This window comes from Shewanella piezotolerans WP3, assembly GCF_000014885.1.
Lineage (GTDB): Bacteria > Pseudomonadota > Gammaproteobacteria > Enterobacterales > Shewanellaceae > Shewanella > Shewanella piezotolerans.
The window spans coordinates 4,503,128-4,515,583 of record NC_011566.1 but is presented as its reverse complement, the minus strand read 5'-3'; the positions used below and the strand labels follow the sequence as shown (position 1 = coordinate 4,515,583).

Sequence of the window (12,456 nt, the reverse complement as noted above, 5' to 3'; positions counted from 1 at the left end):
AGTGTGCGCTGGCAAGTTTTGTTGTTTTTTAGAGTGTGAGCTGGGCGGTGTTTATTGCTCATCTACTCACAGTGGCTGTCGTGAATAGTCACTGGCGAGTCACTTTACGGGCTTGAAAATTTACCCAATAAGCGTTTTGTGATAATTTTTATCCCGCATCAGGTGTTTGTTTTAGCTTTAAATATAAGGATATTAGATTGTCTACTGTAACTGTCTTTGGCTTCATCTCTATCCCCGAAACCGACCTTGAGGCTGTGCTTCAAGCATTGCCTGAGCATATAAAGCTGACGCTCGCAGAACCGGGTTGCCTAACATTTAGCGTTAGCCCATCAAGTATAGACCCAAGGCGTTATGAGGTTTATGAAGAGTTTGTTGACCAACAAGCCTTTGATTATCATCAGCAAAGAACTTTAGCGTCAGAATGGGCTAAGGTCAGTAAAAATGTTTCTCGCTTTTATCAAGGAACAGTTGATGACTAGGTGGCAATTTATAAATTGCTATTGGGTTAGGTTGCTCAAGCTTCAGCTGAATCTCTAATGCACCAGACTACGCATAATTAAAGTCGTGGTGCTTCGCCCATTCTTGAAACAGAGAGCGGAGCCAAGGGGCAAAGCGCTTGATTTTATAAGAGTCTATTCCCCAGCGCCCCTAACAAAGCTGTCTTCCTCGTACTTATTCAAAATAGCCTAACACTTCCGATGGGGCATCTGCTGTAAATGGATTTACCAATGCAGCGGTGGCATAGAAGCAGGAGAAGGACCGTGTGGGAATTATGGACTTTGGCTAATAAAGGGTCTTCAACGCACTTCGGCAATTTCGATGGGGAATCGGTGTGTTCTGTAAGTTTTTGATACTCCCTTTTGCCCCAAAGTTAGCTTGCTTTCGAATGAAGACTAATTACATTTTTGACTGCTGTTATCGATCAACCTGTTTGAACTTGTGGTCTCATGGTTATTAATCGCCTCCAGCGGGTGCTGGACAGGATGACCTAATGTCGTGAACACATGGTCAATGATGTTCCCGACATCATTATGACATTTCCCATATCCCTATGGGTCAAATGTGAATGAACGATCGTATGTGCAGACACTGCTGAAGCACGCTTCAAGTACGTCCGTGTAAGCTCAGCGAAAACATCCATGTTTCCGACGGCTTCAGCCGTATCTACACTGCTTTACTGGTGTTTCAATCTATACTCTTGCGGCTTGATGCTTAACGCGGAAATATCCCAGAGTTAGTTAACTTTAAGTTAAACGTGGATTACAAATTCTCATACAGGTATAACTAAAAGTGAGCAAGATCACTCAATATGGCGTAAATAAAGATGCCAAAAACTGTCCTGCGAAGCATCGATAATTGTTTAACATTTCACAAAACCTATAAAATTTAGTCTTATGATATATGTACAAAAGTGATATACGGGCCCATCGAGCAACCTAGGCTTAGTTTCTCCGCAGTCAATGCCGAAATACCTACTGCTTAAATCTAGAGTTTATCTATTTACAGCAATACCTTAGCAGTGATAGATTGTTAAAAGTTAACGAGTTGCTGAGAATGTTATCGAGCGACTAATGAAGAAGCTGTTAAAAGGCTGTTGAGGGGGCGTCGTAAGGTATGGAAAAGTACAAAACGATCAACCCAATCCCTACATTTGAGCGAGATGCTGTTGAAATTTTTCATGACTTGCACCGCGATAACCTAGCTGTGACTATCTGCATTGATCAAGCAGTTGAAGGTGTGCTTAGTGACCTTGTAGTAACGTTTGAAAGTTACGTGTCAGCTATGTCACTAGATGATCATTGGCACCCAAAAGCGCCTGAGTATCTAGATAGCTTTCCTACAATTGAAAGTTTTTCCTGGCCTCTTGTAGAAGTAGATGAATCCTTGTGGTTAGGAGTGCTATCCTCATCACAAATTGATGTTGCAGGTATTCCTAAGAATTATCGTTTTATCAGCCTCAATAATACATTGGATGTATTGACCTTTAGTGAACCAAAATTCAACTGGGTAAAATCAGAACAGCTTATATCAAGGCAGTTTAAGTCTAACGAGGACTACTATTTTTTCTTGGCAATAGGTACTGAAGATAGTGAACAGCGTTGTAATGAAATTGGGTGTGAGAACTATAGGGTCTCATCATCAAGAAAGTGTAGAAAACACCATTTTGAGATGATTAGAGGCTATCAGCCACCAGTTAGCGCCTCTTAAAAAGGCCAAGCAAGCCGACTCCGTCAGCTGTCACGTTTTTTGCAAAAGTCGCAACAAATCGCACCAACTACTGCACGATTGTTGGCGGCGTTATATTTACCAAGGAGAGTAGTTTTGAGATTCGTAGTAATAATATTTATTGCATTATTGTCAGGTTGTACTGGTCTCCCTGAATCTATAGGAGAGCTGCAGACAAACTCCCATAAAACGTTCAGTTTCAATGCAGATATTTCCCCTGAGAAAACGTATGAACTCCTTCAAAAAGAGATGGTGGCTTGTTACGCCTATAATGGTGAATTGACTTATCCAGTAGCGGGCTCATTTATTACCAGTAGTGCTCAGGCCGGAATGTTCGTCGAGGGCAGCAAGTTATCTTCGGATGAGTATCAGATCGCGCTTAGTCAGCAAGTAGAACCCTACCCAAGAGGGTACTTAGAGCTGGTCAGAATCACTGGTGAAGTTGGTCAGACTACAGTTTATGTTTATCCGCTAAATAGATTTTGGGAAAGACATGTAAAAAGAATTGAAACATGGCTGGAAGGTGGCCATGTGGATGATTGCAGAATTTGGTAAATATAACAATCCGTTGTAGGCGGATTGCAACCAACTTGGTTGCGCTCGTTCCTCCCCATTTTTGCAAGCAATTATCAGCCCTCTCAATGGGTGTTATGTACATAGGGAATCGTCAAATTAATGGATTACGAACCAAACTTTTCTGAATACTCTTACAACGATTTGTTAGATGCTGAAAAGCATATAAACAAAGACATGTATCCTCAGAGATATGAAACTGTTGTTAAACTTTTAAATGATCCTAATCATTTACCAGAAGGAAAAATTGAATCTTCCAAAGAAATTGAAGTAGATAAATATTCTACATTCTGGCCCCGTTTCTGGGCTGCGACAATTGATGGGATTGTATTTGCAATAATTTTGTATGTGGAATGTCTAGTTTTTGGTGTTGAGTACAGTGCTGAAGATCAGTTCCTACAAGCATTAAATGGAGTACAGTTTGCGATATACGCCATCTTTATGCACGGTTGCTTTGGTCAGACACTCGGAAAAATGTTTATGGACGTTAAAGTCCTCAACCATGACACTGAAACTGAAATAAATGTTAAACAAGCATTACGAAGAGAGTCCGTTAATTTAGCTCTAAATATTTCTTGGGTCTTAATTATCTTAGTTGTTGCAATATCTTTAGAATTGTCTGGAGCTATCTCAGAAGGGGTAGCTTACGGAGTAATTGGATTTGGTATTTTAGCCACGGTATGGGGATTATCCGAATTTATTACTATGCTATTTAACGATAAACGCCGAGCATTACATGACTATATTGGTGGGACAGTAGTAGTACGAACATAACAAGCAATCAACCAAGAACACGTAACAGTTGGCTAGGTTTCGCTTCGTTTTACATTCTAGCCAACTACAATTTTCCCCTTAACAGGACTGTTAGCTAAACCGATAGTATGGCGCTTTTTCTAATTATTATTTATATCTATTTAGTTTGTGGAGTAGTGCTTTATGCTAAAAAACGTAAAGCATATAGCCACTTCAGATACTCAATCAGTGAATTGGGGGAGTTGAACTCGGAATATGAAAAGCAGGTTTCATATTTCATATTCTTACCCGTAGGATTAGGTTGTTTAATTGTTTCTTTTGCTACGTATACCAGTAATTATCCAGCTGCGTTGGTAAGCCCCTAGAACAGTAGACACTTCATAGAGTTATACTTAACCAAAAATATGAGGTGTTACATGCGCGGAAAACGATATCCAGATGAGTTCAAAATAGAAGCTGTTAAACAAGTCACTGAGCGTGGTTATCAAATCGCAGATGTTGCTGATAGATTAGGCGTCACTTCCAAAAGTTTGCACAACTGGATTAATAAGTTTGATAAGCCGGAAAAGCAACACATCACCATTGATAATCAACAAGACGAAATACGTAAACTCAAGGCTGAACTACGTCGCGTAACCGAAGAGCGAAATATCCTAAAGGAGGCCGCCGTGTACTTTGCAAGCGAGTCAAAGAAAAGTACACGTTCATAAAGTCTAGGCTCAAGCACTACCCAGTAAAAACCCTATGCGAAATACTTGGCGTTCACCGCAGCGGCTTCTATGCCTGGCTTAAGGAGCCTCTGAGTCGCAGAGCTACTGAAGATAAGCGACTACTAGGTAAAATTAAACAGTATTGGCTAGAAAGCGGTTGTGTGTATGGCTACCGAAATATCACTTTAGACCTTAAAGATGATGGTGAGGCTGTTGGAAAAAATCGGGTATATCGGATCATGAGAACAGCTGATATTAAGGCTGTACGTGGCTATAAGCGCAATCCAAGTTTTGGCAGAGGCGATGTTAGTCATACAGCACCAAATACGTTAAATAGAGGGTTTGACATCGCTGAGCCCAATAAAGTTTGGGTGACCGACTTTACCTATATTCGGACTCATGAAGGTTGGCTATATCTCACTGTTGTTATCGATCTATTCTCTCGACAAGTTGTCGGTTGGACAATGAAAAGTACAGCTAGAGCTGACCTAGTTATTGATGCGCTACTGATGGCGGTATGGAGACGCACTCCAACAGAAAAGGTGCTTATCCATTCCGATCAAGGCGTGCAATATACTTGCTCTGATTGGCGCAGCTTTCTTAAAGAGCACAACCTGGAAGCGAGTATGAGTCGAAGAGGAAACTGTCATGATAATGCAGTTGCTGAAAGCTTTTTCTCATTACTGAAAAAAGACAGGATTAAGCGAAAAGTCTACAAAACCAGAGATGAAGCGCGTGCTGAAATATTTAACTATATCGAATATTTCTACAATCCAGTGCGGCATCATGGTAGTAATAACGGACTGTCTCCAATGAATTTTGAAAAGCAGTATTATGAGAACTTAGAAAGTGTCTAGAAAACTAGGGGCTTACCACGTTCTTATCGGGTGCAATTGGCTTGAGCTATTTTCTAAGTGCATTTTTTCCGTGCGATCCGGGAACCCCTTTACTAGGTACGTGGAAAAACTCCATACATAATATTATTGGTGGTGTTTGTTACGCTGCGATGGCATATCAACTAAATGAATTAATGGACAGCAAGGAAGTTTGGTTTATTGACGTAGCTTTTACTTTGCTTTGTTCTTTTTTATTAATATTTCTTATTGGGTTCCCTAAAAGGTTTATTGGTTTAGCGCAGAGGTTAGCTGAAGCAAGTATATTTCTAAGTACGGTTTTGTTACTTTTTGGTGTAAGTTTTCACTAACAAGCTGTTCCAGCGGAACATGTAACCGTTGCAGGTTCCGCTCGCTTCAGATTTCAGGCAACTACAATTTTCCCCTTACAGGTCGTTAGGCACACGTGGGGTATGGATGAGCTCACCTAACTATGAAAGATACAATCTGGACGAGTTACACGATGTGCTCGAAAACATAGATCGTGAAAAGTGGCCCCGTGCACTTCAAGTCATTCAGCCATCTTGCCTATCAGATGTGGGCATAGCTTTGGCGGGACAAGCGCTTTGATCCATAGCTCGGGTTTGGGGTTTAGATGTCGAACCGCTTCAAACACAAATAAAATTTTGTCCAATAATGAGTCCGCTACAGCAATAAGTTTGCAAGCTATTCATCTAAGTTGAGCTATGCAAGCTGCTAAATCATGGATGATTTAGCAGAGCCTATAGGGATATATTCACGGCGACTTGCAAAAGCTCAATGCAGATGAATTGCATTTGATTGCGATATATTCTCTTTACCCCGCGCTGTAGTACTTAATCTATTTAAGCCATTGAGCAACAAAGTAGCCTTAACGGGTCATCTTTTTCACAAATACCACCACGAAAAGCGCAATAGTAAAGCTGCCGGTGAAGGCTTCGAACGCAGCGATTGCGCGGGAGATCCCTATGGGGGTGAAGTCTCCATACCCGAGTGTGGTAAAGGTGACTACAGAGTAGTAGATACAATTTAGAAAGATAAACAGGTTATCGACTAAGCTGTTGTTAAAGCTGAATTGGTGCACTTCGCCGTTAAAGTTAAGTCCAGTAAAAAAATATAAAATGGCGCTGAACAATATCAACACCAAAGAAAACCCTATGACTCTCAAGGGCGCTTCACCGTAGCCGCAAAACAGATCAATCGCTTTAGAGATAAATCGTTTTACGCAACGTTTGGGCATTTGGTGGCGGCGCATGGTCAATTCTTTACGAATATACTCGCCTGACATGGCGAATAGTCCTTCACGCTCGGCGGCTTTACGTAGGTCGCGATAGATCTCTTCTGCCTGCTCAAAATAGTCCATGGCTTTTTCTGTGTTACCACATTTTTCAGCCGCTAGCGCGAGCTTTTCCTGACGCAGGATCTTGCCTGCGTGCATGTTCTCTATTTTGGAGCCAATCCATTTAACTCCCAGCAAATTACAGCCATCAAGGTTGGCGCAGTGCAGATTTGCTTCCCGCAGATCTGCCTTCATTAAACTGGCATCAGTAAGGTTAATATTAAACAGGTGACCGCCACTTAAATCAGCACGGTAGAGCTCGGCGTTACTGAGATCGTAGCCAATTTTTTGTTGGTGGCGCACCAGATCTATTCCGCTAAGCTTGGCATGGTTGAGACTGATGCCCCTAAGTTGACCTCCGCGTCTGGCGTATTGTTCAAGCTGTTGAATATCTTCGGGTCTGTCTTTAATAAACTTTGGGTCGTGCCAGTAGCACAAGCCTGAATCACCTGCCGGTTCTTGGCAAGTGTGGTTATTTTCCTCATGATAACGGCATGTCAACGCTTGGTCGTGTGTCGGCGGCATTCGCTGATTGTGGCCTCGGTATTTAATGGTCTTTTTAGTATAGAAGTTGTTGCTATTTTCAGCGTTTTTTTTGTTAATTCCCTAGAATTTATTGGTTCCTGCATCAAGTTTTACTTAGTTTATTTGGATTGGTATTTTCCGTCTAAGCATCATAAAAGAAGTGTGGTCGTTAGTATCAATGTGGGTTTTTAGCGCTTTAGCTAATATTGTTGAATAAAATTGCTGTTTTGATCGGTTTTGCGGCTAGGTTTCAACCCATGCATAGGTTAAAATAGCGGGTTTTCTATCTGTATATAATTGAGGCGCTTGCAAGTCATTGCTTGTCGTCGGCAAAACTAATTAAAAAGTTGGCTAAATCATGTTTGAAGTAAATCCAGTTAAGTTCAAAATCAAGGAGCTCGCTGACCGTACCGACCTTCTTCGGGGGTATCTTTGACTACGATGCTAAAAGTGAGCGTCTAGAAGAAGTTAGCAGAGAACTTGAAAGTGCTGAGGTTTGGAATAATCCTGACAACGCACAAGCGCTAGGTAAAGAGCGTTCCGCACTTGAAGCGGTAGTGAAAACTATCGACGATATGGATAGCGGCTTAGAAGATATTGAAGGATTACTTGAACTTGCTGTTGAAGAAGATGATGAAGAAACCTTCAACGACGCAAGTGCTGAATTAGATGATCTTGAGAAACGGTTAGAGGAACTTGAGTTCCGCCGTATGTTCTCTGGTCCACATGATGCAGCCGATTGTTATTTAGATATTCAATCTGGTTCTGGCGGAACAGAAGCGCAAGATTGGGCCAATATGGTACTGCGTATGTTCTTGCGTTGGGGTGAAGCCCACGACTATAAGCCTGAACTGATTGAAGTGACTGATGGTGATGTTGCTGGTATTAAAGGCGCTACCATTAAGTTTACTGGCGAATACGCCTTTGGCTCACTGCGTACAGAAACCGGTGTACACCGTTTAGTACGTAAGTCACCGTTTGATTCATCGGGCAAACGTCACACCTCTTTTTGTTCGGTGTTCGTTTATCCAGAGATTGACGACTCGATTGAGATTGATATCAATCCGTCTGATCTAAGAATTGATACCTACCGCGCCTCAGGTGCGGGTGGTCAGCATGTGAACAAAACCGAATCTGCGATTCGTATTACTCACGTGCCTACAAATACCGTCGTGCAGTGTCAGAATGACCGTTCACAACATAAGAACCGTGACGCTGCGATGAAACAGTTAAAAGCGAAGCTGTATGAGCTAGAGATGCTTAGACAGAACGCTGATAAGCAAGCCGCTGAAGATGCTAAATCAGATATTGGTTGGGGCAGCCAGATCCGCTCATATGTGCTCGATGATGCACGTATTAAAGATCTGCGTACCGGCGTTGAAAACCGAAATACCCAGAGCGTTTTAGATGGCGATCTGGACAAGTTTATTGAAGCTAGCCTTAAATCTGGCCTTTAACGAGAGAAGAAGATGACTGAACAAACACAAGATGAGAACAAGTTAATTGCAGAACGCCGTGCCAAGTTAGAGCACATCCGCGCGAACTGCCCAGCAAACGGTCACCCGAACAACTTCGATCGAAAACACAAAGCGGCAGATATCCAAGCTGAGTATGGTCACCATACTAAAGAAGAGCTTGAAGGCATGGACGTTCAACGTTCAATCGCTGGTCGTGTTATGGCTAAGCGTGGCCCATTTTTGGTTATCCAAGATGTGAGCGGACGTATCCAAGCTTATGCGGGTAAGGATGTTCAAAAAGATCTTAAAGCCACTTTCCAAGGTCTAGATATCGGTGACATCATAGGTGTGACAGGCAAGCTGCACCTTTCTGGTAAAGGTGACCTTTACGTGAACATGGAACAGTACCAGTTGCTAACTAAAGCACTGCGTCCACTGCCTGAAAAATTCCACGGCTTGTCAGATCAAGAAACTCGTTACCGTCAGCGTTACGTTGACTTGATTGTTAATGAAGAGTCTCGTGAAGCCTTTATCATGCGTTCAAAGGTTGTTTCAGCAATCCGTAACTTCATGATCAAAAAAGAGTTCATGGAAGTTGAAACCCCAATGATGCACAGCATCCCAGGTGGCGCTTCAGCTCGTCCATTTGAAACGCATCATAATGCCTTAGATATGGCTATGTATCTGCGTATCGCACCAGAGCTGTACCTTAAGCGTTTGGTTGTTGGTGGCTTTGAGCGTGTATTTGAAGTTAACCGTAACTTCCGTAACGAAGGCTTGTCTCCTCGTCATAACCCAGAATTCACTATGATGGAATTCTACATGGCGTACGCTGACTATAAAGATCTGATGGATCTTACCGAAGAGATGCTAAGTTCTATCGCCACTGATCTTTGTGGTTCAACTCAGCTGCCATACGGTGAGCATACGGTTGATTTTGGTGGCCCTTACGCGCGTTTAAGCATGTTGGATGCGATCAAGAAGTACAACCCAGAAAACGCAACGATTCAGTCAATGACTTATGAAGAAGTTAAAGACGTTGAGTTTATGCGTAACCTGGCGAAAAGCATCGGCATGACAATCGAGAAGTTCTGGACTTGTGGTCAACTGCTTGAAGAGATCTTCGGTGAAACAGCTGAGCCTCAGCTAATGCAACCTACTTTCATTACTGGCTACCCTGCAGACATCTCTCCGCTGGCACGTCGTAATGATGAAAACCATTTTATCACTGACCGTTTCGAGTTCTTTATCGGTGGCCGTGAAGTGGCTAACGGTTTCTCTGAGCTTAACGATGCAGAAGATCAAGACAACCGTTTTAAAGCTCAGGTTGACGCGAAAGATGCTGGTGATGACGAAGCAATGTTCTATGACGCAGATTATATCCGCGCACTAGAGCACGGCCTACCGCCAACAGCGGGTCAAGGTATTGGTATCGACCGTTTGGTGATGCTATTTACCAACACGCACACTATTCGTGACGTGATTCTGTTCCCAGCGATGCGCCCACAAGGGTGATTGTTAGGGGCATTGCCTCACTCAATGTGAGTTGAGTCTGATTAAGAAGCAGTTAGGTTTTCCTAGCTGCTTTTTTTATATCCACTGATTTAGAGGTTTAATTTTTCGCTAAATGTTACTTAGTTTATTTAGTGATAGAGCACACAGAATTGATTCGAAAACGGTTAACTCGGTTGGGTATCACATACAAATAAATAGGCAGCATGCTAGCCTCATCACTAGAGAATGATGGCTCTAGATACAAGAGAAACACTGAATATCATAAAGGTATCAGGAAGATGATGACTTTTTAAAAGGGTTTATCATAATGAAAAAAGTTTTATTGGCGGGTCTTTTAAGCTGCTTGATTGCAGGGCAAGCAAGCGCAGAGCAGTTAGACCAAGATGTGGCATTAGGCATGGCAAGTCTAATGATTTGTACCACATTTTATGCTGAACATGACATGCAGATAGAAGGTAGTATTGTCGGGCAGTCTGCCATGGCGCATAGAGGTGCTGGTATTGAAGATATGGTGATGTCAAAGGAGACAAGTGACGCACTGGATCTCTATATGAAGAACTTCCAAGCGGCCAACAAACAACAGCAGGTTAAGATCTGTGAAGCTGCAATAACATTTGCTCGCGAAAGTGAGTTTGTTAAAGCGAGTTAGTCTTGATTGAGACTTACAGGCTTTAGTTGTTCACCGATATTAAGCCGAATTAAAGCAGCTAAGCCTGAGCTTAACTGCTTTTTTTTATAACTGAAAAATGTGCTTCGCTTAGCTAAAGCTATTTAAACGCGTTAGCTATTGAGATTAGAAACACTCTAGTCGACAGAGTGCTTCTATTGACTGACATAAGCGTCCAGTTAAAGCAGGCGTGCAAAACATTCAACTTAGGCTATAAAAACATTAGACAAAACCCGGTGCATCCAGAGTTTTGCCACTCATGTCGCCGGTTACAGCTGCAACGTAGGCGTTTGCTGTATCTGCAGCAGATAAACCTGACGTTGTATCCATGCCCATCATTGCCATGGTCTCTTTTACAAAGATAGGTGCTACGACGTTAACACGCAGTGTATCGAGTTCTAGTGCTGCCGCTTTTACAAAGCTCTCTAAAGCCCCGTTGGCCATACTGATAACGCTGCTACCATGCATAGGCTCACGTGATAATACTCCAGAGGTGAGGGTAACCGAACCGCCAGTGTTGACAAATTGTTGACCAATTCGAATCAGGTTGATTTGCCCCATGAGTTTGTTCTGTAGCGCTAGTTGATAGTCTGCTTCGGTCAGCTCATTCAATGCCGCAAACGATGCTAATCCAGCGGTAGAGATAACGGCGTCTACCTTGCCTACAGAGTTGAACATCGCGTTAATGGATTCAGTGTTGCCAAGGTCAACCTGCACATCGCCGCCACTAAAGTTTGCAGAGATGACTGTATGCTCAGGCTTAAGAGCTGTTTCTACTGCTGCGCCGATAGTTCCAGATGCACCGATAAGTAATATTTTCATGTGTTGCTCCAAGTTGATTCGTTGTAGATGATGGAGTCACTATAATTGTTCATGTATATTTGATAAATAACCTCAAAATGAAATGAATATTCTCCAAATGAGAAAAATAGATCTATTAAAAGCGATGCGAAGTTTTGTCATCGTGGCTGAAAGAGAGAGTTTTACTGAGGCATCGCGAGAGCTGAATATTGTGGCGTCGGCAGTAAGTAAACATGTATCTGATTTGGAAAGTCATTTTTCATCACAGCTGCTCTATCGCACCACCAGAGCGATGCATTTAACCAGTGAGGGTGAATATTACCTCGAGCAGTTTAAAGAGATTATTGCGCGGATAGATAGCCTCGAAAATATTGCCAGTGAAAGGCTGCAGCAAGTTGCGGGAAATCTGACTATATCCGCGCCTCAAGGAAGTGCGGCATTAGGTTATCTGCACAATACCAGCGAGTTTATTAAGCGGCATCCTGATGTGCGGATCTCGTGGTTATTCTTAAATCGTTTCGTCAACATGGTTGAGGAGGGGGTGGATTTAAGTATAAGAATAGGTGAGCTTGCGGACTCTAATTTGATTGCACGGCAATATACTTCGATAAAGGTACATTTTGTTGCGAGCCCTGACTACATTAAGCTACATGGTTTACCTAAACATCCGAAAGAGTTGAGCCAGCACCAATGCGTGCTTGATAGCTCGAACCGCCAGCCAGGTCGATGGCGCTATAATGAGGCGGCTAAGGAGTCGACGATTACAGTGAAAGGCTATGTGCAGGCCAATGACGGTGAAGTTGCAGCGAGATTCGCCGCTGATGGTCATGGAATTGCTTACCTGCCTTCATTTTTGATGCAGCAGTATTTAGATTCTGGTGAACTTTGCCCAATTCTAGAGGATTATGAGTTTGACGAAACGCCTGTTTCACTGGTTTTCCCAGCCAACAGATTGATGAATCCTGCCCTTAGAGCGTTAATCGAATTCCTTATTGAAAAAAAACCAGCCTAATGGCTG

The 12,456-nt window shown here is 42.6% G+C and carries 11 protein-coding genes and 1 pseudogene; 10 read left to right on the top strand and 2 right to left on the bottom strand.

The features are described 5' to 3' along the window. Positions 1-197 precede the first annotated feature (197 nt). The 6 genes and pseudogenes from SWP_RS19235 to SWP_RS24845 all read left to right on the top strand — a co-directional run. Positions 198-479 (top strand): putative quinol monooxygenase, encoded by a 282-nt coding sequence (locus tag SWP_RS19235; RefSeq protein ID WP_020914297.1) that lies wholly within the window; start codon positions 198-200, stop codon positions 477-479. Positions 480-1,614: 1,135 nt separating this feature from the next. Further along, complete coding sequence (locus SWP_RS19230; protein WP_020914296.1) at positions 1,615-2,208, top strand: hypothetical protein; 594 nt, start codon at positions 1,615-1,617, stop codon at positions 2,206-2,208. 114 nt (positions 2,209-2,322) lie between these two features. After that, a complete protein-coding gene (locus SWP_RS19225; RefSeq protein ID WP_020914295.1) occupies positions 2,323-2,781 on the top strand; it encodes a hypothetical protein in 459 nt (152 codons plus the stop codon). A gap of 120 nt (positions 2,782-2,901) precedes the next feature. After that, on the top strand, positions 2,902-3,573 hold the full coding sequence (locus tag SWP_RS19220) for an RDD family protein (RefSeq protein ID WP_020914294.1): 672 nt from the start codon (positions 2,902-2,904) through the stop codon (positions 3,571-3,573). A 395-nt stretch (positions 3,574-3,968) separates the two neighbouring features. Continuing rightward, positions 3,969-5,119 (top strand): IS3-like element ISSpi1 family transposase gene (locus tag SWP_RS19210; protein ID WP_143711153.1). Its coding sequence is split into 2 segments (ribosomal slippage): positions 3,969-4,206 and positions 4,206-5,119, totalling 1,152 coding nucleotides; the frame shifts between segments, so codons are not numbered across the junction. 32 nt (positions 5,120-5,151) lie between these two features. After that, positions 5,152-5,466, top strand: a pseudogene (locus SWP_RS24845) (DUF998 domain-containing protein); the annotation flags it as partial. A gap of 539 nt (positions 5,467-6,005) precedes the next feature. Here the strand turns inward: SWP_RS24845 and SWP_RS19200 are convergent. Further along, positions 6,006-6,998: a pentapeptide repeat-containing protein gene (locus SWP_RS19200; RefSeq protein ID WP_044556104.1), complete on the bottom strand. Its 993-nt coding sequence runs from the start codon at positions 6,996-6,998 to the stop codon at positions 6,006-6,008. Between the two features lie 358 nt (positions 6,999-7,356). On the opposite strand from SWP_RS19200, the gene prfB reads away from it, so the two are divergent. From prfB to SWP_RS19185, 3 genes are all read left to right on the top strand, one after another. Next, positions 7,357-8,455, top strand: a protein-coding gene (gene prfB, locus SWP_RS19195; protein WP_187148518.1) for a peptide chain release factor 2 whose coding sequence is annotated in 2 segments (ribosomal slippage) — positions 7,357-7,431 and positions 7,433-8,455 — 1,098 coding nt in all. Because the reading frame shifts where the segments join, the coding sequence is not laid out codon by codon here. A 12-nt stretch (positions 8,456-8,467) separates the two neighbouring features. Continuing rightward, positions 8,468-9,970 carry a lysine--tRNA ligase gene (lysS, locus tag SWP_RS19190; RefSeq protein ID WP_020914291.1) on the top strand — a complete coding sequence of 501 codons (1,503 nt, stop codon included), beginning with the start codon at positions 8,468-8,470 and terminating at the stop codon, positions 9,968-9,970. Between the two features lie 307 nt (positions 9,971-10,277). Then, on the top strand, positions 10,278-10,619 hold the full coding sequence (locus SWP_RS19185; protein ID WP_020914290.1) for a hypothetical protein: 342 nt from the start codon (positions 10,278-10,280) through the stop codon (positions 10,617-10,619). A 240-nt stretch (positions 10,620-10,859) separates the two neighbouring features. Here the strand turns inward: SWP_RS19185 and SWP_RS19180 are convergent, their stop codons facing one another. After that, positions 10,860-11,459, bottom strand: a complete 600-nt coding sequence (locus SWP_RS19180; RefSeq protein ID WP_020914289.1) for a short chain dehydrogenase — start codon at positions 11,457-11,459, stop codon at positions 10,860-10,862. A 97-nt stretch (positions 11,460-11,556) separates the two neighbouring features. On the opposite strand from SWP_RS19180, the gene SWP_RS19175 reads away from it, so the two are divergent. Then, positions 11,557-12,450: a LysR family transcriptional regulator gene (locus SWP_RS19175; RefSeq protein WP_044556103.1), complete on the top strand. Its 894-nt coding sequence runs from the start codon at positions 11,557-11,559 to the stop codon at positions 12,448-12,450. Positions 12,451-12,456 lie beyond the last annotated feature (6 nt).

Bases quoted from the DNA above. Each gene is read 5' to 3' on its own strand.
- SWP_RS19230 (WP_020914296.1), top strand. From the start codon at position 1,615: ATGGAAAAGTACAAAACGATCAACCCAATCCCTACATTTGAGCGAGAT.
- SWP_RS19220 (WP_020914294.1), top strand. From the start codon at position 2,902: ATGGATTACGAACCAAACTTTTCTGAATACTCTTACAACGATTTGTTA.
- SWP_RS19200 (WP_044556104.1), bottom strand. From the start codon at position 6,998: ATGCCGCCGACACACGACCAAGCGTTGACATGCCGTTATCATGAGGAA.
- lysS (WP_020914291.1), top strand. From the start codon at position 8,468: ATGACTGAACAAACACAAGATGAGAACAAGTTAATTGCAGAACGCCGT.
- SWP_RS19185 (WP_020914290.1), top strand. From the start codon at position 10,278: ATGAAAAAAGTTTTATTGGCGGGTCTTTTAAGCTGCTTGATTGCAGGG.
- SWP_RS19180 (WP_020914289.1), bottom strand. From the start codon at position 11,459: ATGAAAATATTACTTATCGGTGCATCTGGAACTATCGGCGCAGCAGTA.
- SWP_RS19175 (WP_044556103.1), top strand. From the start codon at position 11,557: ATGAGAAAAATAGATCTATTAAAAGCGATGCGAAGTTTTGTCATCGTG.